The 21,905-nt window shown below is 64.8% G+C and carries 22 protein-coding genes; 15 read left to right on the top strand and 7 right to left on the bottom strand.

Going from position 1 to position 21,905, the window contains the following annotated elements:
* Nucleotides 1-101 precede the first annotated feature (101 nt).
* Both LDZ26_RS16760 and LDZ26_RS16755 read left to right on the top strand, forming a co-directional pair.
* Entirely contained in the window at nucleotides 102-1,001 is a 900-nt protein-coding gene (locus LDZ26_RS16760; RefSeq protein WP_244849290.1) for a LysR family transcriptional regulator, read from the top strand.
* A gap of 36 nt (nucleotides 1,002-1,037) precedes the next feature.
* A complete protein-coding gene (locus tag LDZ26_RS16755) occupies nucleotides 1,038-1,436 on the top strand; it encodes a RidA family protein (RefSeq protein ID WP_244849289.1) in 399 nt (132 codons plus the stop codon).
* Here the strand turns inward: LDZ26_RS16755 and LDZ26_RS16750 are convergent.
* Entirely contained in the window at nucleotides 1,433-3,139 is a 1,707-nt protein-coding gene (locus LDZ26_RS16750) for an acid phosphatase (protein WP_244849288.1), read from the bottom strand. The two genes, LDZ26_RS16755 and LDZ26_RS16750, sit on opposite strands and share 4 nt — an antisense overlap.
* Before the next feature lie 223 nt (nucleotides 3,140-3,362).
* Nucleotides 3,363-4,154, bottom strand: a complete 792-nt coding sequence (locus tag LDZ26_RS16745; RefSeq protein ID WP_244849287.1) for a sulfite exporter TauE/SafE family protein — start codon at nucleotides 4,152-4,154, stop codon at nucleotides 3,363-3,365.
* Nucleotides 4,155-4,344: 190 nt separating this feature from the next.
* On the opposite strand from LDZ26_RS16745, the gene LDZ26_RS16740 reads away from it, so the two are divergent.
* Entirely contained in the window at nucleotides 4,345-6,603 is a 2,259-nt protein-coding gene (locus LDZ26_RS16740; protein WP_244849286.1) for an amylo-alpha-1,6-glucosidase, read from the top strand.
* 157 nt (nucleotides 6,604-6,760) lie between these two features.
* On the opposite strand, the gene LDZ26_RS16735 is transcribed toward LDZ26_RS16740, so the two are convergent.
* On the bottom strand, nucleotides 6,761-7,942 hold the full coding sequence (locus tag LDZ26_RS16735; RefSeq protein ID WP_244849285.1) for a 4-hydroxybenzoate 3-monooxygenase: 1,182 nt from the start codon (nucleotides 7,940-7,942) through the stop codon (nucleotides 6,761-6,763).
* A gap of 183 nt (nucleotides 7,943-8,125) precedes the next feature.
* On the opposite strand from LDZ26_RS16735, the gene LDZ26_RS16730 reads away from it, so the two are divergent.
* Nucleotides 8,126-8,992, top strand: a complete 867-nt coding sequence (locus LDZ26_RS16730) for an SDR family oxidoreductase (RefSeq protein ID WP_206468381.1) — start codon at nucleotides 8,126-8,128, stop codon at nucleotides 8,990-8,992.
* Nucleotides 8,993-9,025: 33 nt separating this feature from the next.
* Here LDZ26_RS16730 and LDZ26_RS16725 read toward each other — a convergent pair whose 3' ends face one another.
* Entirely contained in the window at nucleotides 9,026-10,075 is a 1,050-nt protein-coding gene (locus LDZ26_RS16725) for an aldo/keto reductase (RefSeq protein WP_244849284.1), read from the bottom strand.
* Between the two features lie 221 nt (nucleotides 10,076-10,296).
* Here LDZ26_RS16725 and LDZ26_RS16720 point away from each other — a divergent pair, with 221 nt between their 5' ends.
* The 7 genes from LDZ26_RS16720 to LDZ26_RS16690 all read left to right on the top strand — a co-directional run bounded on the left by LDZ26_RS16720 (nucleotide 10,297) and on the right by LDZ26_RS16690 (nucleotide 14,921).
* Nucleotides 10,297-11,286, top strand: coding sequence for an AraC family transcriptional regulator (locus LDZ26_RS16720; protein ID WP_244850270.1), 990 nt, complete (start codon nucleotides 10,297-10,299; stop codon nucleotides 11,284-11,286).
* 270 nt (nucleotides 11,287-11,556) lie between these two features.
* Nucleotides 11,557-11,934, top strand: coding sequence for a hypothetical protein (locus LDZ26_RS16715; protein WP_370650689.1), 378 nt, complete (start codon nucleotides 11,557-11,559; stop codon nucleotides 11,932-11,934).
* A 44-nt stretch (nucleotides 11,935-11,978) separates the two neighbouring features.
* The gene (locus LDZ26_RS16710; RefSeq protein ID WP_244849283.1) at nucleotides 11,979-12,494 is read left to right on the top strand and encodes a sigma-70 family RNA polymerase sigma factor; all 516 of its coding nucleotides are present in this window, start codon (nucleotides 11,979-11,981) and stop codon (nucleotides 12,492-12,494) included.
* Nucleotides 12,491-13,258, top strand: a complete 768-nt coding sequence (locus tag LDZ26_RS16705; protein ID WP_244849282.1) for an anti-sigma factor — start codon at nucleotides 12,491-12,493, stop codon at nucleotides 13,256-13,258. The genes LDZ26_RS16710 and LDZ26_RS16705 overlap by 4 nt, the downstream gene beginning before the upstream one ends.
* A 342-nt stretch (nucleotides 13,259-13,600) precedes the next feature.
* Nucleotides 13,601-14,077: a DUF2778 domain-containing protein gene (locus LDZ26_RS16700; protein ID WP_244850266.1), complete on the top strand. Its 477-nt coding sequence runs from the start codon at nucleotides 13,601-13,603 to the stop codon at nucleotides 14,075-14,077.
* Nucleotides 14,074-14,382, top strand: coding sequence for a hypothetical protein (locus tag LDZ26_RS16695; RefSeq protein WP_244849281.1), 309 nt, complete (start codon nucleotides 14,074-14,076; stop codon nucleotides 14,380-14,382). Before LDZ26_RS16700 ends, LDZ26_RS16695 begins: the two co-directional genes overlap by 4 nt.
* A 62-nt stretch (nucleotides 14,383-14,444) precedes the next feature.
* Nucleotides 14,445-14,921: a type VI secretion system tube protein Hcp gene (locus LDZ26_RS16690; RefSeq protein ID WP_244849279.1), complete on the top strand. Its 477-nt coding sequence runs from the start codon at nucleotides 14,445-14,447 to the stop codon at nucleotides 14,919-14,921.
* 97 nt (nucleotides 14,922-15,018) lie between these two features.
* On the opposite strand, the gene LDZ26_RS16685 is transcribed toward LDZ26_RS16690, so the two are convergent.
* Both LDZ26_RS16685 and LDZ26_RS16680 read right to left on the bottom strand, forming a co-directional pair.
* Nucleotides 15,019-15,222 carry a hypothetical protein gene (locus LDZ26_RS16685; protein WP_244850335.1) on the bottom strand — a complete coding sequence of 68 codons (204 nt, stop codon included), beginning with the start codon at nucleotides 15,220-15,222 and terminating at the stop codon, nucleotides 15,019-15,021.
* A gap of 301 nt (nucleotides 15,223-15,523) precedes the next feature.
* Nucleotides 15,524-15,946: a BspC domain-containing protein gene (locus LDZ26_RS16680; protein WP_244849278.1), complete on the bottom strand. Its 423-nt coding sequence runs from the start codon at nucleotides 15,944-15,946 to the stop codon at nucleotides 15,524-15,526.
* 206 nt (nucleotides 15,947-16,152) lie between these two features.
* Here LDZ26_RS16680 and LDZ26_RS16675 point away from each other — a divergent pair, with 206 nt between their 5' ends.
* The 3 genes from LDZ26_RS16675 (at nucleotide 16,153) to LDZ26_RS16665 (ending at nucleotide 18,800) form a co-directional block, all read left to right on the top strand.
* Nucleotides 16,153-16,692, top strand: a complete 540-nt coding sequence (locus LDZ26_RS16675; protein WP_244849277.1) for a putative glycolipid-binding domain-containing protein — start codon at nucleotides 16,153-16,155, stop codon at nucleotides 16,690-16,692.
* Nucleotides 16,693-16,757: 65 nt separating this feature from the next.
* Nucleotides 16,758-17,837 carry a selenide, water dikinase SelD gene (gene selD / locus LDZ26_RS16670; RefSeq protein ID WP_244849276.1) on the top strand — a complete coding sequence of 360 codons (1,080 nt, stop codon included), beginning with the start codon at nucleotides 16,758-16,760 and terminating at the stop codon, nucleotides 17,835-17,837.
* A gap of 33 nt (nucleotides 17,838-17,870) precedes the next feature.
* Nucleotides 17,871-18,800, top strand: a complete 930-nt coding sequence (locus LDZ26_RS16665; RefSeq protein WP_244849275.1) for a cation diffusion facilitator family transporter — start codon at nucleotides 17,871-17,873, stop codon at nucleotides 18,798-18,800.
* Nucleotides 18,801-18,827: 27 nt separating this feature from the next.
* On the opposite strand, the gene LDZ26_RS16660 is transcribed toward LDZ26_RS16665, so the two are convergent.
* Nucleotides 18,828-19,001 carry a hypothetical protein gene (locus LDZ26_RS16660; RefSeq protein WP_244849274.1) on the bottom strand — a complete coding sequence of 58 codons (174 nt, stop codon included), beginning with the start codon at nucleotides 18,999-19,001 and terminating at the stop codon, nucleotides 18,828-18,830.
* A 296-nt stretch (nucleotides 19,002-19,297) separates the two neighbouring features.
* Between LDZ26_RS16660 and LDZ26_RS16655 the strand changes: the two genes are divergently transcribed.
* Entirely contained in the window at nucleotides 19,298-21,856 is a 2,559-nt protein-coding gene (locus tag LDZ26_RS16655) for a mechanosensitive ion channel domain-containing protein (protein ID WP_244850264.1), read from the top strand.
* The last annotated feature ends 49 nt before the right edge of the window (nucleotides 21,857-21,905 follow it).

Genomic DNA, 21,905 nt, shown 5'->3' with positions numbered 1-21,905 from the left:
TGATTGATTCAGTGCGCCCAGTATCGTCCGTTTCGACTTTCGCAAAAAGCGTGTTAGTCTCAAAGCAACCTTGACTGCGATTCAATAATCGACGCGCTGCCATGAAGACCAATACCGACGAATTGCTCGTGTTCGTGACCGTCGTCGACAGCGGGTCCATGACGGCGGCGGCCGAACGCCTGCAACAGACGGTCTCGGGCGTGAGCCGGACGCTGACGCGGCTGGAGAAGAAACTCGATGCGACGCTCGTGCGCCGCACGACCCGTCGGCTGCAGCTCACCGACGAAGGCGAGCTGTTCCTGACCCGCGCCCGCGCGATACTCGCCGCGATGGACGACGCCGAGGAGGCGCTTTCCCGACGCCGCGAGCGTCCGGCGGGCCGGCTGCGCGTGGATGCGGCGTCGCCTTTCATGCTTCATTGCGTCGTGCCGCACGTCAGAGCGTTCGCCGCGCTATATCCGGATATTTCGCTGGAACTGACGAGTAACGAGCGCATCGTCGATTTGCTGGAACAGCGTGTCGATATCGCGATCCGGATTGGCGCGCTGCAGGATTCCACGCTGCACGCACGCGCGCTCGGCAGTAGCCGCTTGCGGGTGCTGGCTAGTCCGGCTTATCTTGCCGAACACGGCGAGCCGCGCGACGTCGACGACCTCATGCGCGCCCGGCTGATCGGCTTCACGGTGCCCGAAAGTCTCAACGACTGGCCGCTGCGCAATACGCGCGGAGGGCGCGAGGCGGAATCCGTCACCATTGAGCCCGCAATCTCAGCGTCGAGCGGCGAGACAATCCGGCAGTTGACAATCGACGGCGGCGGCATTGCGTGTCTCGCCGACTTCATGACTGCCGCCGACGTCAAGGCGGGCCGCCTGCGCCCGATTCTCGACGATGCGCTGCGCGACGTTCGCCAGCCGATCAGCGCCGTCTACTACCAAAGCGAGTCGATGGCCGCGCGCGCCCGCGCGTTCCTCGACTTTCTCGCGGGCAAGCTGTCGCTGTGACGGCACCGCTGCTCCCGCTCGATACAGGACTCCACGATGCCACCGATCGAAGCGATCAACGCCCCCGGCCTGCCGATTCCCGCCGGCCACTACAGCCATGCGACGCGAGCCGGCAATCTGATCTGCGTCTCGGGCCAGTTGCCCGTGCGCCCAGACGGCACGCACACCGGCGACCTTCCTTTCGAAGAGCAGGCCGAGCAGACCTTGCGCAACCTGCGAACGGTGCTCGAAGCGGCAGGCGCAGGGCTGAAGGACTGCATCGAAGTGACGGTCTATCTCGTCGGCGTCGAGCACTGGAAGGCGTTCAACGACATCTACGCGCGCCATTTCGGCGAGTGGAAACCGGCGCGCGCCGTCGTGCCGGTCGGCGCGCTGCATTACGGCTATCTGCTCGAAATCTCGGCGCGTGCGTGGGTTGAACAGGCTTCGGTCTAAGCGAGATCCAGCGCGTTGGTCAGATCGCCGAGCGGCGCTTCGCCGTTGGCCGCCATCGCCCGGTCGCGCGCGGCCACGCCGTCGAGCGGCGCAAGGTCATGCACGCGCGAGATGAAGCGCAGGATCGAGTTCGTGTCGTAAACCGTGTGATCGACATAGCCCTGTTTCCCGAACGGCGAGATGACGAGCGCCGGAATGCGCGAGCCCGGCCCCCAGCGGTCGCCCTTCGGCGGCGCGACGTGATCCCACCAGCCTCCGTTTTCGTCGACGGTCACGATGACGACCGTGTTCTGCCACTGCGGGCCGCGTCGGATATGCTCGATCACATTGGCGATGTGGCGGTCGCCCGAGGCGACATCCGCGTAACCGGCGTGCATGTTCAGATTGCCCTGCGGCTTGTAGAACGTGACAGCCGGCAGGCGGCCGGCGTCGATATCGGCGAGCAGTTTGTTCGTCGAAGGATCGTCACCGATGCCGGCATCGCGCACATGCCGTTCTCGGGCAGCGGTGCCGGGCGCGTAGTTGCGAAAGTAATTGAACGGCTGGTGGTGGTACTGGAAGTCGGGCACCGCGCCCGTGTCGCGGTGGTCGAGCGCGTATTGCCACGCGCCGCTGTACCAGGCCCAGTCAACGCCCTTGTCCGACAAGCGGTCGCCGATGGTCGCGTAGGTTTGCGGCGGGAGGACAAGCGCGTTCGACGTATCCGCGAGGCGCGGGTCGCCGCCGGGCGCGGGCTTCACGTTGCTCGGCTGATACGGCGCGAACATGGTATTGACCGCGTAGCCGTCGGCGGTCAGCGCGCCGTCGCGCACGAACTTCGGCGGGCCGTCCAGCGCGGACTTCGGCGAATCCGGCGCAAGCTTCAGACGCGTGCCGGCTGGGTCGTCGCCGTCGACGACAGCCAGCAGTTTCGCCGCCGGGCCGTTTTTCGCGTCCGGATAGAAGGGTGCTTGCGCCGATATCAGGAAAATGTGGTTCAGCCACGAACCGCCGAATGCGGACATGAAGAAGTTGTCGCAGAGCGTGTACTGCTGCGCCAGGCCCCAGAGCTTCAGCGTATCGGGCGAATTTCGGTAGTGGCCCATGACGAGACCGCCCGAGTCGCCCCACGCCGCGAACTGGTTGTTGCGCCCGGCGTTGATCTGCATCTGGTTCTGATAGAAGCGATGCACCAGATCACGCGTGATGACGCTGTTGGGAAGCGGGTCGCCGTGCGCGTCCATGAGGCGGAACGGGCCGTTGGGCAGTTCGCTGATTTGATGTTCCGCAATGGCGTAACGCTTGCCGTCCACTTCCTGCGCCTGCGGCACGAGGCCGCCCCAGATCTTGGGCAGCGTGGGCAGGGGCGTCACCCCGTCGCGGTCGAACTGCGTGTACTGCGCGGACGTCACTGCGGAGAGCGGATACTGCACGCCCGGATAGTCGCCGTAGAGATTCGTGAAGCTGCGGTTTTCGGCGTAGATCACGACTATCTGGCGCACATGCGCCGCGAGCGCGCGATCCAGCGTAAGGTCTGCCGCCGTCTTCGGCGCGGCCGGCTTGTGATCGAACAGATTGCAGCCGCCGAGGGACCATCCGGCAAGGCCGACGCCCGCAGCCAGCAAGCGCCGCCGCGCCGGGTCGGCGGGGGCGTCAGGGCTTGCGGGAAGTTCGTGATTCGGCTCGATGTTCGGCTTGTCGTTCGGCTCGTCGTTCGGTTTCATCGCGTGACTCCTCGTTGCATGCACACGCCTGCCGGCGCGCGGATGATCGACGCAGAACAACGACGGCCGCGTGACGCTGCGCCTCGTTGGGTCTGACAGCGCATGATGCCGCATCGACCGGCTGCCGGAAACCCGGCCGAACGGCATAAGCAAAAAAACCGGAACATGCGATTTTGCCTATGACATTCGGCCGACTGGAAACCGCCGGGCCGCGTGACTAACATCAACTGAACACGAGCTTTAGTCCGACGAGAACGAGGGTGGCGGCGAGCAGGTAGCGCAGCAGTGCTTCGGGCGCCTTGGACGAGAGATTGCTGCCGATCACGATGCCCGGAATCGAGCCCACGAGGAGCGACACGAGCAACGACCAGTCGACCGAGCCCATCATCCAGTGGCCCGCGCCGGCGATCAGCGTGAGCGGCACGGCGTGCGCGACGTCGGAGCCGACGATGCGCACGGTGGCGAGGCGCGGGTAGAGCAGCAATAGCACGGTCACGCCGATAGCTCCGGCGCCCACCGAGGTGAAGGAAACCAGCATGCCGAGAATCGCGCCGGTCAGCACGGTCCACGCCGCCGTGCGCGCGGGCCGTTCCGGGCGGCTGCGGCCCTTGCGGTAAGCGAAGCGCGCGAGCTGCGGCCGGAGCACGAGGGAGACGGCGGTGATCAGGAGCGCCGTGCCGAGGATCAACTGGATCAGCCGCGCCGTGCCGGGCGAGGTAATGCCGTGCTGATTCAGGAAGTACAGGGTGACGGCGGCCGCGGGCATGCTGCCTGCCGCCAGCCTGCCGGTGATGCGCCAGTCGACGGACCCCTTCAGGCCGTGGACGAGCGTTCCCGCGGTTTTGGTGGCGGCGGCGTAGAGCAGGTCGGTTCCCACGGCGGTGGCGGGATGGATACCGAACAGGAGCACGAGCAGCGGCGTCATCAGCGAGCCGCCGCCCACGCCGGTCAGCCCGACGAGAAAGCCGACGGCCAACCCGGAAGCGGAATAAAGTAAGTCGATATGCGGAAACATGCGCGCGGGGAGAACCGGACAGGCGTCGGTGGGTCGAAAAACCGTCGATGATAGCCGGTCAGCGGTTCACCTGCTGCACGGAACCCGCGCGTGAACCGCCGGCCGTTCGCCTCTAACGGCTCAAGGCGTATTGCGAACCGCCACTTTGCGCCATCGGGCGCCCCTTTCACGTCACTTTCAGGAAGGTGCAATGGATACGAAGGAACAGACGCAGAACCCGACGCAACAGCAACAACAACAGCAGCAACAGCAGCAGTTGACGGCGACGGACGAGGCATTCATTCCCACGGAGAACGTCAACCAGCCCACCGAACGGCAATTCGTCCTCAAATCCGGCAACACCTTCGCCGTCTACGACGCCAACGGCGACATACGCGGTCGTGACGACGGCCTGTTCGTCAACGACACCCGCGTGCTCTCGGAACTCGTGCTGACCTTCGGCGGCCGCGCGCCTTCGCTGCTATCGGGCAGCGTTTCCAGCGATAACGCCGTATTCACCGCGCATCTGACGAACCGGCCTTTGCCGCCCATCGGCGGGGCACGCACGCCGGAGGGTGTGATTCACGTCGAGCGCAAACGTGTGCTATCGGGGCACGTGCTGCACGAAAGCATCGTGCTCACGAACTACGGCACGGAACCGTCGACGGTGCCGCTTTCCATCTCGTTCGCCGCCGACTTTCTCGACATGTTCGAAGTGCGCGGCACGATTCGACCGAAGCGCGGCACCTTGCGCCCGCCCGCAGTCGAAAACGGGGAAGTCGTACTAAGTTATATCGGGCTGGACGAAGTGGAGCGCACCGCGCGCATTCAGTTCACGCCCGCGCCAGATGTTCTCTCGCCGACTCGCGCCGACTACGCGCTCCATATTCAGTCGGAAACGGCGATTTCGGTGTATCTGTCGGTCACGGCGGTCACGCACGCGCTGAACGACGCCAGCGAGGAGAGCAAGCGCAACGCCGCGGAAGCCGCGGAATGCGCGCCGGAGTCGGGTCGCCCGGCCATCCGCGAGGCGCTCGTCGATGCGCACCGCAGCATGCGGGACAAGCGCCGTGCCGGCGCGCGCGTCAGATCGAGCAATCCGCTTTTCAGCGAATGGATCGACCGCTCGCTCGCGGACCTCGGCTTGCTGACCACGGATCTCGAAACCGGCCCGTACCCGTACGCGGGCATTCCGTGGTTCTCGACGCCGTTCGGTCGCGACGCCATCATCACGTCGCTTCAGATGCTCTGGCTGCAACCGACGCTTGCGCGCGGCGTCCTGCGCTTTCTGGCTGCGCATCAGGCGCGCGAAGACTCGGCGTTCAGGGACGCCGAAGTCGGCAAGATCATGCACGAGACGCGCAAGAGCGAAATGGCGGCGACGGGCGAAGTTCCGTTCGCGTTGTACTACGGCGGCGTGGACAGCACGCCGCTTTTCATCGTGCTTGCCGGCGCGTATGCGGAGCGCACGGGAGACCGCGCGCTCATCGACGAAATCTGGCCGGCGCTGCAACTGGCCGCCGGCTGGGTCGCCCGCCATTGCGACCGAAACCCGCATGGTCTGTTGAGCTACCAGCGGGCGACCGAATACGGCCTTGCCAATCAGGGCTGGAAGGACAGTCATGATTCCGTGTTCCATGCAGACGGCCAGTTTCCCATCGGGCCGATCTCGCTCGTGGAGGTGCAGGCTTACGCATCGACGGCGTTCTCCACGATGGCGCGCCTTGCCCGCGAGCGCGGCGAGCATGAGCGCGTTGCCGAGTTCGAGCGGCGCGCCGAGCACATACGCGAACGGGTCGAGGCGCTGTTCTGGATGCCCGAGATGGACTTCTACGGCATCGCGCTGGATGGGCGCAACGAGCTCTGTCGGGTGCTCTCGTCGAATGCGGGGCATCTGCTTGCATTCGATCTCGTCGAGCGCAAGCGCGGCGAGGCGGTCGCGCGGCAGCTGGAATCCGCGCTTTTTCACACCGGCTGGGGGGTGCGCACGCTGGCGGCCGGGCAGCCGCGCTTCAATCCGATGTCGTATCACAACGGCTCCGTATGGCCGCATGACTCGGCCATCTGCGCGCGCGGCCTTGCGCGCTACGGCGAGCGCGGGGCGGCGGTCGGCTTGTTGCAATCGCTGTTCGAGGCGGCTGTCACGTTCGACATGCGCTTGCCGGAGCTCTTCTGCGGCTTCACGCGGCAACGCGGCGAGCGGCCCATTGCGTATCCCGTAGCGTGCCTGCCGCAGGCGTGGGCAGCCGGCTCCCCGTTCATGATTCTGGAGGCGTGTCTGGGCGTGACGATCGACGCGGTCAACGACGAGATTCGCGTCGACCGGCCGCAGTTGCCCGAAGGCATCGACTGGCTGGAGATCGGGGATCTGCGCATCGGCGAGAAGAACGTCACCATCACGTTCCGGCGCGTGGGCGGGCAAGTGGTGCCGTCGGTGGAAGGCGATGCGCGGGTCGTGGCGGTGCTGTGAAGTCGGGAGGGCGCGCGGCGGATGCCGGGCGCCCTCGCCGGAGAGGGAGCGTGATTGGGGGCAGCAGCCGTCAGGTTGCCGAGTGAGTACAGCCGCTGATCAAACTGCCGCCCAGCGCCTTGCCACCAGCGCAGCGCCGAGCGAAGCGAACGCCAACTCAAACCGCGACACTCCCGACATAATTCTCCGCGAGCGCCGTGGCCGCCGCGCGCGACGTCGTCACGTGCTCCAGCTCGGCGACTTGAAGCCGCTGCTCGAAAGGCGACGTGTCGTCGAGCTTGTGCAGCATGCGCGTCATCCACCATGAGAAGTGCTCGGCGCGCCACACGCGCTTGAGCGCGGTCTCGGTGTAGCGCGCAAGCCCGGCCGCGTCGTTGTTTTCGTAGTAGCCGATGAGCGCCGCCGTCAGCACGCGCACGTCCGACACCGCGAGATTCAGGCCCTTCGCGCCGGTCGGCGGCACGATGTGCGCGGCGTCGCCTGCGAGGAACAGCTTGCCGGATTGCATCGGCGTCGAAACGAAGCTGCGCATGCCGACGATGTTCTTCTGAAAGATGCGCCCTTCGGTAATCTGCCAGCCGTCCGCCGTATCGACGCGTGCGTGCAGCTCGGCCCAGATGCGGTCGTCGGACCACGCATCCACCGAGTCCTTCGGGTCGCACTGGAAGTACATGCGCTGCACGCCCGGCGAGCGCGTGCTGATGAGCGCGAAGCCGCGGTCGTGCCGCGCGTAGATGAGTTCGTCGGACGAAGGCGGCGCTTCCACCAGAATGCCGAACCAGCCGAACGGATACACGCGCTGATAGTCCTGCCGCACCGCCTCCGGAATGCACTGGCGCGATACGCCTTGCGAGCCGTCGCAGCCGATGATGAAGTCGCACTCCAGCTCTTCGTCGCGTCCCTCGTGACGGTACTTGATGCGCGGCTTGCGGTCGCTGTTCTCGGCAAAGTCGTGCAGCGACACGTCCGACACGTTGAACTTGAGCGCCCCGTTCGCCGCCAGGCGCGCCGCGACCAGATCCTTGATGACTTCGTGCTGCGCGTAGACCGTGATCGAGTGGCCGGTCAGTTCGGTCAGCGCGATGCGTCGCCGCTGTCCTTCGAACGCCAGTTCGAAACCGTGATGCAGCGCGCCTTCGGCCTGCATCCGCGCGCCGAGGCCGGCTTCGTTGAGCAGGTCCATGGTGCCTTGTTCGAGCACGCCCGCGCGAATGGTGGATTCGATGTCCTGCTGGCTGCGCACTTCGAGCACGACCGATTCGATGCCGCGCAGATGAAGGAGGTGAGAGAGCAGAAGCCCCGCCGGGCCCGCGCCGACGATGCCGACTTGAGTACGCATGAATGTCTCCGTTGCGTCGTGATGTTGTGCGTACAGTGTCGGCATCGCGTCGATATGCCGCAACGCGATACAGCGGATAGCGCCTATCCATTATCGAGATACCGGCCGCAAAGGCCCGTCAAACCGGGTCCGGTGTTTGCTGACCGAGGGTTTATCCCGACTCATCAACACGAGGACACCGACATGGACGCAAGCGCATATCCGAAGCCGCCTTTCGCCGACCAGCAACAGGAACGCACGCCGGGCCTGACCGAAGCGATGAATCCGAAGCCCGATCATGGCGAAGAGACTTACAAGGGCAGCGGCAGGCTTGCCGGCAAAGCGGCGCTGATTACGGGCGGCGACAGCGGCATCGGCCGCGCGGTGGCGATCGCCTTTGCGCGCGAAGGGGCGGACGTCGCCATCGCCTATCTGGACGAGCACGACGACGCGAAGGAAACCGCGCGCTGGATCGAGCAGGCGGGGCGCAAGGCGCTCTTGCTGCCCGGCGACATCACGGATCGCCAGCATTGCCGCGACATCGTCGCGAAGACGGCGGATGCGTTCGGCCGGCTCGACGTACTCGTGAACAACGCGGCGTATCAGATGACCTACGACAGCCTCGAGGAAATCAGCGACGACGAGTGGGACAAGACCTATTCGACGAACATCGGCGCGATGTTCCGCATCACGAAGGCGGCGCTCGCGCATATGAAGGAAGGCGCGGCGATCGTGAACACGACGTCCGTGAACGCCGACGCGCCGAATCCCGGCCTGATCGCGTATGCGAGCACGAAGGGCGCGATCCAGAACTTCACGGGCGGACTCGCGCAGTTGCTCGCCGAGCGCGGCATTCGCGTGAATTGCGTCGCGCCGGGCCCGATCTGGACGCCGCTGATTCCGTCCACGATGCCGGCCGAGAAGGTGAAGAACTTCGGCTCGCAGGTGCCGATGAAGCGCCCCGGACAGCCCGCCGAACTCGCGGCCGCCTATGTGATGTTGGCCTCGGACGAGGGCAGCTACATCTCCGGCGCGACCATCGCGGTGACGGGCGGCAAGCCGATCATCTGACCGGCCTGCCGGCTACCCTCGCAGGCCCGAGACTTACTCGCCCGCCGCTTCCTTCAACTGGTTGCGGCGGTATTCGCCCTGGCGCGTGAGCATCCAGCCGGGGTACTCGGCCGGCAACTGGCTCACTTCGTTGAGCGCGGCGAGTTCGTCCTCGCTCAGCCGCACGTTCGTCGCCGCGATGTTGTCATCGAGCTGCTCGATACGCTTCGCGCCGACGATCACGCTCGTCACCACCTTCTGGTGCAGGAGCCACGCAAGCGCGATCTGCGCAACCGACACGCTCTTCGCCTCGGCCATGCGGCGCATCACGTCGATGCAGTCGTACGCGCGATCGACGTTCACCGGCGGGAAGTCGAACTTCGAGCGGCGGCTGCCTTCTTCCTTGCCGCCTTCGCGCGTGAACTTGCCCGAGAGCAGGCCGCCCGCGAGCGGGCTCCACACCATGAGGCCGACGTTTTCGCTTTGCAACAGCGGCACGAGTTCGCGTTCCAGATCGCGTCCGGCGATCGTGTAATACGCCTGCAACGATTCGAAGCGCGCGAGCCCGAGCCGCTCCGAAATGCCGAGCGCCTTCATGATCTGCCAGGCCGCCCAGTTCGACACGCCGATATAGCGCACGTGGCCGTGCTGCACGAGCGTATCGAGCGCGCGCAGGGTTTCTTCGATCGGCGTGGCGGGATCGAAGCCGTGAATCTGATACAGATCGACGTGATCGAGTTGCAGGCGCTTCAAGCTGGCCTTCACGCCGTCGATGATGTGAAACCGCGACGCGCCGCGCGAATTGACGCTCTTGGTGCCCGCTTCGCCCAGAATCTTCGTCGCGACGACGACATTCTCGCGCGGCACTTTCAGGTTCTTGAGCGCCTGTCCGGTGATGATTTCCGACTGGCCGTCGGCGTAGACATCGGCGGTGTCGATGAAGTTGATGCCCGCGTCGAGCGACCGGCCGACGAGCTTGTCCGCGTCCGCCTGCTGAAGCTGGCCGATGTTGTCCCAGATGCCGCCGCCGCCGCCGAACGTCATGGTGCCGAGGCACAGTTCGGAGACGAAGAGGCCGGTGTTGCCGAATTTCCTGTAGCGCATGGTTGCTCCCGAGTGGACGATAGGCGTGAAGCGTTCGCTAAAAAGCGACGAGCGTTCGGTGCCGCCAATGCAGTATCGTCCGGCAACGCGCGGCGTTCATAGCCTGATCCTGTCGAATCCTTGCCTGTTCCTGCAAACGCGGGGGCAGCTTGCGCGCACGATCGCGCTCGCGCGAGTAAGCTATGTCGACTTCTTCCACGCTCGAGTCCCTTTCGGAAACCATGGCGCTGAACGACACGCCCGGCCTCGCCGGCAAAGATGCTCACGATCATTCCCGCGAAACGCACCGCGTTTCATCCGACTCCACGCTCGATCAGGCGCGTCTCGATCTCGTCGCGCTGATCGACCGCTTTACCGTAGGCTGCGAAGGCACAACGGAGACGCCGGTGCCGGGCCTGTTCCTGCATCGCGTGATGAATCCCGGCGGGCCGAAGCCGGGCATTCAGACGCCGGCGCTGGCGCTCATCGCGCAGGGTTCGAAGCGGGTGATCGTCGGCGACGACGTGTATGTCTACGACCCGATGCACTATCTCGTTTCGTCGGTCGATTTGCCGGTGATCGGCCAGGTCACGGTCGCGAGCGATTCGGAGCCGTATCTCGGCCTGCGGCTCGACCTCGATGTCGAAGAGATCACCTCGCTGATTCAGGACCAGAACCTGCCGCCCGCGACGCAGACCGACGCTTCGCGCGGCCTGTTCGTCAATCGTCTCGGCACGTCGATGCTCGACGCGGTGCTGCGCCTCTTGCGCCTCATCGACACGCCGGAAGACGTGCCGATCGTCGCGCCGCTCGTCAAGCGCGAGATCCTGTACCGGCTGCTGATGAACGGCTCGGGCGCGCGGCTGCGCCAGATTGCGCTCAACGACAGCCAGACGCAGCGCATCGCGAAAGCCATCAAGCTGCTGCGTCAGCATTTCGATCAGCCGTTGCGCGTGGAGGACATTGCGAAGGACGTGCATATGAGCGTGTCGTCGCTGCATCATCACTTCAAGGCCGTGACCGCGATGAGCCCGCTGCAATATCAGAAGCAGTTGCGCTTGCAGGAAGCGCGGCGGCTCATGTTGCTCGATATCGCGGATGCCGCGACGGCCGCGCATCGCGTGGGCTACGAAAGCGCATCGCAGTTCAGCCGCGAGTACAGCCGGCTCTTCGGCGCGCCGCCGCTGCGCGATACGCGCCGCTGGCGCGATGCGGCCGCCGCCGGCGCCTGAGCCGCACGACGCACGACGCACGACGCACGACGCACGACGCACGACGCACGACGCACGACGCACGACGCACGACGCACGACGCACGACGCACGACGCACGACGCACGACGCACGACGCACGACGCACGACGCATCACGCATGACCTCACGAATGCTGACCAGCGATGCGTCGGCGCTGCCGCATCGGTTTATTTCATCGTCCGCGGAATAACGCAGCGCCGCGAGACGTTCTGCGGAAACTGCCACCTACTTTTTCTGCGAGGAAGATGAAATGAACAAGCACATTTGGATGGCCGTCACCGTAACCGTCGCGAGCGCCGCTGCCTGCGTCGCGTCGTCGGCTTTCGCTGCGGCGCCGAAGGAAGCCAACGGCATGTATGTCGACGAAAACGGCATGACGCTCTACACGTTCGACAAGGACACCAAGGGCAGCCCGAGCGCGTGCACCGGCGGCTGCGCAGAAGCGTGGCCGGCTGCGATGGCGAGCGACTCCGACCAGCCGAGCGGCAAATGGACCACCGAATCCGCCGACGGCGGCAAGCAATGGGCCTACGACGGCAAGCGCGTGTACCGGTTCGCCAAGGACACGAAGCCCGGCGACAAGAACGGCGACAACTTCCGCAACGTGTGGCACGTGGTCAAGCCTTGAAGCACTGACCGGCGCTTGATCGAAGAACGCTCCGAAGCACGCTCGTGAACTTCGAGCACGATCTTCTCGCGCATCTCCCGCAGTTGCGCCGCTATGCGCGCGCGCTGACGGGCGATCGCGCGTGGGCCGACGACCTCGTGCAGGATGCCACCGAACGCGCGCTCAACCGCGCCGGCATGTTCCGCGCGGGCACGAACCTGCGCGCATGGCTTTTCACGATCATGCGCAACATCTATATCGACCAGTTGCGCGGACGCCGCGATATTGCCGTCGACGATGAAACCGCGCCCTGGCGGCAGATGGCCGCGCCGCGCGGCGAAGTCGATGGCCTCGTGCTGCGCGACGTGCAGCGCGCGCTGTACTGCCTGCCGGTCGAGCAGCGCGAAGTGATGCTGCTCGTATGCGTCGAGGAAATGAGTTATCAGGAAGCGTCGCAGGTGCTGAACGTGCCGGCGGGCACGGTCATGTCGCGCCTCTCGCGGGCGCGCGAACATATGCGCGTTTTGCTGGGCGAGGAGAAGGGGCGTCCTGCGCCGTTGAAAGTGGTGAGCCGTTCATGACGAATCAAGACCGCCCGGCCGACGACAACGAGCGCGTGTTGCAGGCGCTCTCCGCCTATATCGACGACGCGTTGCCCGGCGACGAACGCGACGCGACCGCCGCGCGCATCGCGAACGACGCCGCCTGCGAAGCGACAGTGGCCGCTTATCGCGCGCAGGACAACGCGTTGCGCGCGCTGTTCGCGGCGGAACAGGCGGAGCCGCAGATCGTCGTGATGCGGCCGCCCGCGAGGCAACGTTATCTGCTGGCTGCGTGCCTGCTGGTCGTCGGTATCGCGTGCGGATTTCTCATGCACATGCTGCTGCCCGCGTTGGGCGAGCCACGTGCGCGTTTCGCGGAGCGCGCGGATATCGCCTATGCGGTGTATGCGCCCGAGCAGCGCCACGCGGTGGAAGTGGCGGCATCGCAGCAGGATCATCTCGTGAACTGGCTGTCGAAGCGGCTCAACCGGACGCTCACGATTCCGTCGCTTGCGGAGTACGGCTTCGAGCTCGTCGGCGGGCGTCTTTTGCCGGGCGAAGAAGGGCCGGCTGCGCAATTCATGTATCAGAACGCATCGGGCGAACGCCTCACGCTGTACATGACGACCGTCGCACGCAACGACGCGAAGGTCAGAATGCTGCGCGACGGTCCGCGCACGACGTACTACTGGGCATCGGATCGCGTCGGCTATGCGCTCTCCGGGCAGATCGGGCAGGCGAAGCTGCAGGCGATCGCCTATGACACGTGCAAGGAGCTGGGCGGGGATCCGAAGAATTGGTGATGAGTCGATTCACGCAATGTCTGTTTAGACCCAAGCGTCAGGTGCCGTGACAGAAATCCATACATAGCATTGTTCGTTAGCGCTACCCTTGCAGCGCCGATTTCGGCATTGATAGGGAATGCTTAATATGCCTAAAGACGTTTATGTGTGCGCAGAGGCCGATGCGGGTAGCGACTTGCGCGGTGCCCGGTTCGTTGACATTCGGCTCATTAGCTCCGAGATGGCTGCGCTGTCGCAAGAACTAATCGCGTTATCTAGCCGAGCCAGCGCGATGACTTGCGGGAACCGTTGGTCTACGCCGCATCCTTTTAGCGCAGTGCGCGAAGCAACAAGGTCTTGAGCATGCCGGTTCGCTGCATTTTCACTCTGAATAATCGCCGCACTTCTACGCTCGTGTGTGAAGGGTATGGAACGGTAGAGGCGTTCTCGGGTCAAAAGGAAGGCCGGGATAATCCGGCACGGATTGAGACGCCCGACATCGGTCCGATACCGCCGGGGATCTATTATCTAGTGGACCGGCAATCCGGTGGACTGCTGGGGAGAATGCGCGACCTCCTCTCACCGATCGCTTCGACCGACCGCACGAAATGGTTCGCGCTGTGGAACCCGAAAAGCGGCGATGTAACGATGGTAAACGGCGTCGCGCGTCGAAACTTTCGCTTGCATCCCGAAGGCCGACGCGGACTTAGCGAAGGCTGCATTACTTTAGTAAATCCCGCTGAATTCGAACTGTTACAACGATTCATTCGGCGTTCGCCGCCAGTTTTGTCGGTGCCAGGATCCTCGATGAAAGCATATGGCACGGTGACGGTTCGATGATGACTCCGCGTACATCAACCCTTCTACGGCGCGCGGCCTTAGGTGGCATCTTTATGATCGGCTCGGTCATCGGGGGCGTGTGGTTGACCCGAGCCATCGTAATCCGTGAGGACGAGATGCCTTATTGGATGGACGTCGCCACGCGCCGTCTATTGGCCGCGTTTGGCGCTAACGATCCACCTATCGAAGACATTATCGACACCAGTCTTCTAGCAACGTTTCTTCTTTGCTGGATGGTTGCGAGCATCGGCATGCTTTGTTTGTGGCGCGTCGCGAAGTGGTGGCGCGCGACGCAACACCGGTGAGCACAGAGGCACGAAACGCGCACACACGGACTCAGTTCGTCGTGTGTTACAGGACTTCTCGAATGACTTCAGATATCTTTATCCATTTCGACGGCATCAAAGGCGAATCACAAGATGCGGATTTCCTCAATGCCATCGACGTAATTCACTGGCAGTTCCTGATCGAACAAGATGCACGCATGCTGTCAGGCTCCGGCGGCGGCGCAAGCAAAGCCTCAGTGTCCGAACTCGTGTTTCAGCACGAGATGGATTGCGCATCACCGACGCTCGCGGCGTTCTGCTTCCAAGGAAAGCACATAAGCGAAGTTAAACTTTCGATGCGCAAAGCGGGGGGATCGCCGTTCACGTTCTATCGCATCACGATGTCCGATGTGGTGATCACAAAGGTCCTTCCTTCGGCTGATGGCGGTTACGCGATCGAAACAGTCGGTCTATCGTTCTCACGCATGAAGCAAGAATATATTCTGCAGAATCGGCATGGCGGCGCGATGGGTGCCGTTACGGGATTGATTGACATGAGGAACAATCAGATCGCATAGGCCCCAACGCAGTCTTGTACACTAACGACCGGCCAAAAAACAAGAAGCCGCAGCACCCAACGCGCTGCGGCTTTCCCATCGAGCCAAATCCGCCCGCTCAACCGTGATGCGCGTGATGACGTTCCCACTCCGCGCGCTGCCAATAACGATGGCCGTCCCAGTAACGATCGCCGTGCCAGCCCATCTTCACGGCATGGTGATGCTCGTGATGCACGTTGGCAGAGGCGACGTTCACGAGGCCCATGCCCAGCGAAGCAGCAACGGACGCGATAAGCAGGCTCTTCTTTGTCTTGTCGAACATGATTGGCTCCTTGGTATTGTGACGACTCGCAGCGTGTCAGACGGTTGCGGCCTTAGCGGTAGTAGTCGTGATGGTGGTGATAGCCGCCGCCATCGGGCACGATAATGCAGCCCGACAGCGTGCTTCCCAACACCACGCTCAGCACTGCAAGAATCGCTAACTTCTTCATGGGTTTCTCCGTGTGAATCCGTGGAAACCAATTTAGCCGTTAGCAAAATGACAAGCCGTGTTCGTTTGTAAGCAAAAGTGTTGCCTGAAATATTTACGAAGCGGGCTTATGAACCACGGCGCTCATAGCCGTTCATCGCACGATCTGCGGCTTCATGTTCGGCGTGAGCGAGACGCCGACCACTTGTCCGTCGCGCACGCCGCACCGGCTATCGACGCGCATCCATTGCGCCTTGCCGCGCGCCTTGGCGAACGCGCGCATCAAGATCACCTGGTCGACGGGAATGGGATTGGCGGGGCTCAGAATCGGCGTGTCGTCGTCGATCTTCGCGGACAGCACGCGGCGGTCCGGCACGATCAGCGTGTCGTACTTCGGCGCATTCTCGACCCAGCGGTCGAAGGCCGCGACGCATTGCACGACGGTATCCGGCACATGCAGGCGCGTGAGATACGAATAGTCTTCGGTAGGGTCGGGCGTCTCTTGAGCCTGAACGATCTGGAACAGCGACGCCGAAAGCAGTAGCGCGAAGAGCGCAGGGGCGATCAAGGTTTTCATGCAGTCACAATGGGCGATGTCGGCAGGGAACGAGAAGGAGCACGGACGCGCATCGCGGGCAGAAGCGCGCGCCTCGTTTTTGAGATGCCGAAGTATACCGTGCGAGGTTTTTCTGCGTCGAGCGCATCGAAGATCGAATGCCGATCGAAAGCCTCGACGTCGCGTTGTATGCTTGTCGTGAGCCGGCTTATGAATCGAGGCACATCATGAAAGAAGCGCGATGGGCGCAGCGGGACGGCAGAGGGCTCGAGCACCTCATGCTCGACGAGAGGTCCGATGGCGTCGTCATCGAAAGCGTCGTCGCGGGCGAAGGCGAGGCCGGGGCGTTCGGCATCACATACCGCATCGAGTGCGATGTGCGCTGGCAGGTCACGCGGCTCGCCGTGAAGCTCGCAGGCGGCGGGTCTATCGATCTGCATCGCGCGCAGGCGTGGACCGACGAGCACGGCGCGCCGCAAGAGGCGCTCGACGGCTGCACCGACGTGGACATCATCGCGACGCCGTTCACCAACACGTTGCCCATCCGCCGCCTCCGCTTGCAGCCGGGCGAGCGGCGCGAGATTCGCGTCGCGTACGTGCGTGTGCCGGAGATGACCGTGAGCGCCGTCGCGCAGGCCTATACATGTATCGAGCCGAACAGGCGTTACCGCTTCGAAGGACTCGACACGGGGTTCACCGCCGAGATCGCGGTCGATGAAGACGGCCTCGTGACCGACTACCCCGGGCTCTTCGAACGAATCGCGTAAAGACGCGCCGGGCCGCAAGCGGCGATAATGCAGGTCATCGAAGACTTTCTGGCATGACTCAAACGATGACCGATACCGCACTTACTCCTGAATCGACAAACGGCCCGCGGCTCACGAGCCTCTCGCATGGCGGCGGGTGCGGCTGCAAGATCGCGCCGGGCCTCCTCGCCGATCTGCTCAAGCGCAGCGCGCCGATGCCCGCGTTTCCGAATCTGCTCGTCGGTAACGACACCGCCGACGACGCCGCCGTGTACCGGCTCAACGATGAACAAGCCATTGTCGCGACGACGGACTTCTTCGTGCCGATCGTCGACGACCCGTTCGACTTCGGCCGCATCGCCGCGACCAACGCGCTGTCCGACGTCTACGCGATGGGCGGCAAGCCGATCCTCGCGCTCGCGCTCGTCGGCATGCCGATCAACGTGCTGCCGCACGAAGTCATCGCGCAAGTCCTGAAGGGCGGCGAAGCGGTGTGCGCGGACGCGGGCATTCCTGTCGCGGGCGGTCACTCGATCGACTCGGTCGAGCCGATTTATGGGCTCGCGGCGCTCGGCATCGTGCATCCGTCGCGCGTGAAGCGCAACGCGGCGGCCCGCGCGGGCGACGTGCTGATTCTCGGCAAGCCGCTCGGCGTGGGCGTGCTCTCGGCGGCGCTCAAGAAGAATCAGCTCGATGCGTCCGGCTATGCCGCGATGATCGCCGCGACCACGAAGCTCAATCGCCCCGGCGCGGAACTCGCGCAGCTCGACGGCGTTCACGCGCTCACCGATGTTACGGGCTTCGGCCTGCTCGGGCACACGCTGGAACTCGCGCGCGGCGCGGGGCTGACGGCGCGCATCCGTTATGCCGCGCTGCCGTGGCTGCCGCAGGTCGAGCAATTCGTGCAGGCCGGCATTTTCACGGGCGCGTCGGGCCGCAACTGGGCCGCGTATGGCGCGGACGTCACGCTGGGCGAACTGAGCGGCACGTCGATGGAAGCGGCCCGAACCTTGCTGACCGATCCGCAGACATCGGGCGGGCTGCTGGTGTCGTGCGCGCCCGAAGCCGTCGACGACGTGCTGGCGATTTTCCGGGCCGATGGCTTCGCCGAGGCCGCGGTCATCGGCGAAATGACGGACGGCGCGGGCCGCGTCGAGGTGCGCTAAACAACTCTCCTGGACAATCATCAGCGGGTGGACATGAAGGAAGAATCGCCGAAAGCCATCTTCTACGCGCTCGCCGCGAATTTCGGCATTGCGGTTTGCAAGTTCGCGGCAGCCGCGTTCACGGGTTCCGGCTCGATGTTCGCGGAAGCCATTCATTCCACCGCCGACTGCGGCAATCAACTGCTGCTGCTCTTCGGGCTCAAGCGCGCGCGGGCTCCGGCGAACGCGCTGCATCCGCTCGGCTCGGGACGCGAGATCTACTTCTACGCGCTTCTCGTGGCGCTGTTGCTGTTCTTCGTGGGCGGGGCGTTTTCGGTGTACGAGGGCGCGCATCGGCTGCTGCACCATGAGCCTTTGTCGAATCCCATCGTCGCGCTCGTGATTCTCGGCGTGTCCGTCGCGCTGGAGGCGTTTTCGCTTGCCGGCGCCATGCGCGAGATCCGCAAGACGACGCCGAACAAGACGCTATGGCGATGGTTCCGCGAGACGCGCGAATCGGAACTGCTCGTCGTGGCGGGCGAAGACGTGGCCGCGCTCGCGGGTCTCGCCATTGCATTCACCGCTGTGCTGCTCACGATGATCACCGGCAATCCCGCCTATGATGCCGCTGGCTCCATCGGCGTCGGCCTGCTGCTCATGGTCATCGCGTTTCTCGTCGCCCGCGAGGTGAAGTCGATGATCGTCGGCGAGTCCGCGAGCCCTGAAGTGCGCAAGGCCATCGACGCCCATTTGCGCGCTCGTCCGGAAGTCACGCATATCATCAGCCTCATCACGTTGCAGTGGGGCAAGCATCTCGTCGTCGCGGTGCAGGCCGAGATGATCGACTACCCGAGCGGCCGCGCGATGATCGACGCGATCAACGTCATCGAAGAAGACCTCCAGCGTGCGTTCCCGCAAGTGCGCTGGGTGTTCTTCGAGCCGGACGTGCCGCGCGAAGTGCGCAAGTCTGCCGCCGCTGCCTGAGCGCCTGCGCCGCCTTTGAAGGCAATTTCATGGCAAATGCGCGGGCGGCCGCGCATAGTGCGGGCGCGGCGTGACAGGCGTCGCGGGCACTTGCGTACGGCCGTGGTCCCGAACCTGCGTGACGCCCATCGCGGGCAAAGGCGCGGCGTCTCGGCCGTCCGCCGCGTGCGCGCCCGACGCGGCGCGCGGCGTGTCCGGCATGCCGCTCGTCGATGCCAAAAGCGGAGCGGGTGCGCCAAGTGCTACGACCAACGAAGCCCCGGCGAGCGTGACTTTCGCCCTGCGCGCTCCGTCTTTCAACCAGCAGAATCGACACCGGTATTGCGAACGTTTGAGCATTGTCCTTGTCATTGTGGTTTCAACATCAACGCGATAGCACGCTTCGGTCCGCAGCGTGCCACGCTTGCGGCGCGCCGCCTGTCGAGCCATCGCGTGATTCCGTGCCGTGCGCGTCGTCCGCATCGAGTCCCCGAAATTTCGTGATCTTCATCCGACCCATGCGCAACTATCTACTTGCCGTCTATTTCATCGTCGTGTCGGGCCTCGTCTCGATGCTCTCGCCCACTGCCCTCGCGGCCGCGCCCGCGCAGCACGGTTCGCAGCCCGCGGTCGCGCTGACGCCGCAACAGGCGCGCGATGCGCTCTCCGTTCTCGACGATCCGCAGCGACGCGCGCAGGTGGCCGACACGCTGCGCGCAGTGGCCGCAGCCGGCACGCTCGCTGCGCCCGCGAGCGCGGCGCAGCCCGCTTCGGCTGCGGGCGCCGAGCCGGCATCCGGGGCGTCGGGCGTGCTGGCGAATTCGCTGAAGGCCAACGGCCTCGCATCGCAGATTTCGCGTCAGGCGGGCAACTGGCTCGTGCATTTCGGCACCGGGCTGCGGCACTCCGTGGCGGCGCTGCTCAATGTTCGCTCGGTCGCGCGCTGGTGGCACGACCGGCTCGCGAGCGAGCAGGCGCGAGATCTGATGGCCCACGTCGCATGGTCGGTGCTGCTCTCGCTGTTGCCCGCGCTCGTGATCGAATATCTGGCGGGGCGTCTTCTGAGAAAGTCCCGCGAGAAAGTGGCCGCGCGCGGAATAGCGGATGCCGAAGTCACCGAGCCGGAGTTGGTGCAGGAGCAGCGCGCCGCCGAACATGCCGAGGATGCGGCGCACCGCTCCGGCGACGAAGTGCAGCAGCATGTCGCGGAGCGCAAGGCCGACGCGGCGCGCGGCAAGCGCCACGCGGCGCGTCACTGGACCTTGCTGCGGCGGCTGCCGAGCGCGCTGCTGTATCTCGTGTTGAGGCTGATTCCGCTCGGCGTGTTCATGGGCGCGGCGACCGTGCTGATGTCGGTTTTCATCGACGACAACACGACCGAGGCGCGCGTCGCGGGCGCGTTGATCGACGTGTATCTGGTCTGCCGCCTCGTGATGATCGTGTTCGGCTTCTTCGTCGCGCCGCGTGCGCGCGGCTTGCGGCTCCTGCAAATGCGCGACCAGTACGCGATGTACATGTATCGCTGGCTCTTGCGCATCGTGATCGTGGCGGGCGCGGGCATCGCGCTCGCGAACGGCTGCGAGCCGCTCGGCCTGACCGATGCCGCGCATATCGCGGTTCTCAAGGTGGTCACGCTCGTCGTGCATCTGATGGTCGCGTGGGTGATCTTCGAATCGCGCAGGCTCGTCGGCGAGAGCATTCGACAGCGCATGACGGCGTACCGGTCAGTCGCGCTCGTCGGCAGCTGGGTCGCCGATGTCTGGGCGGGCGTCGCGATCTTCTTCGTGATCGCGCTGTGGTTCGTGTGGGCGCTCGACGTGCAGAACGGCTACAGCACGCTGTTCCACCTCGGCGGCGTGTCGCTGCTCGTGCTGGTCGGCGCGCGCGTGGCCGCGATCGTCGCGTTCGGCGCGCTCGGGCGCATCTTCCGGGACAACGAAGACGAAGACTTCGCGAGCAAGTCCATCGCGCATCGCCATGCCTACCGCTATTACCCGGTGCTGCGCCGGATCGTGCAGACGGTGATCGGCGTGGCGACCGTCATTGCGCTGCTCGAAGTGTGGGGCGTGCCTGTGGTGCGCTTCTTCACCTCGGGCGGCGTGGGCAACCGGCTGGCGTCGGCGATTCTGACCATCGCGGTGGCCGCCGTCTTCGCGGTGCTCGTCTGGGAGACGGCCAATGTGCTGGTCGAGCGTCGTCTCGAACAGTGGAACGCCACGGGCGACCGCGTGCGCGCCGCGCGCCTGCGCACGCTCTTGCCGATGATGCGCACGGCGCTTCTCGTCGTCATCGGCATGGTAGTCGTGCTGACCGGGCTCTCGGAGATCGGCGTGAACACCGCGCCGCTGCTCGCGAGCGCCAGTATTTTCGGCGTGGCGCTCGGTTTCGGCTCGCAGAAGCTCGTGCAGGACTTCATCACCGGCATCTTCCTGTTGATGGAAAACGCGATGCAGGTCGGCGACTGGGTGACGGTCGCGGGCGTGTCGGGCACGGTGGAGTATCTGTCGATCCGCACGGTGCGGCTGCGCGGCGGCGACGGTTCGCTGTACACCGTGCCGTTCAGTTCCGTGACGACGGTGAACAACACGAACCGGGGCATCGGCAACGCGGCGGTGCGCGTGTCGATTGCGCTCGGCCAGGACGTCGATCTCGCCATCGCGACGCTGAAGGAGATCGGCGACGCCCTGCGCCATGACGAGGCGTTTAGCGACGGCATTCTCTCCGACTTCAGCTTCTGGGGCGTGGATGCGGTCGATGGCTCAACGGTCACGCTCGCCGGCCAGATTCAGTGTCGCGACAGCGCGCGCTGGCCGGTGCAGCGCGAGTTCAACCGGCGCATTCTCAACGAATTCACGGCGCGCGGCATCGAAATCGCGAATCCGCAGCGCAACTTCGTGATCGTCGGCGGCAACGGGCGCGAGGCGGCGCAGGAGCTTCAGCAGGACAGCGAGCGGGCGGGCGCCGAACAGCGCGCGGAGCCGTCGAAGGCGTCGCAGCATCCGACGAGCGAAGCGGCCGCCGGCAGCAATGTCGCCGCGAACGCGCCGCCGCCGCGCGGCGCGCAGAGCGGCACATGAGCGGCACATGAGCATGGGAGCCAAGGCCGTCGAATAGCTTATTGGCTCT

The organism is Caballeronia sp. SL2Y3 (genome assembly GCF_022879575.1).
Classification (GTDB): Bacteria; Pseudomonadota; Gammaproteobacteria; order Burkholderiales; family Burkholderiaceae; genus Caballeronia.
The sequence above is the reverse complement of the archived record's forward strand: the minus strand, read 5'-3'. Positions and strand labels throughout refer to the sequence as shown.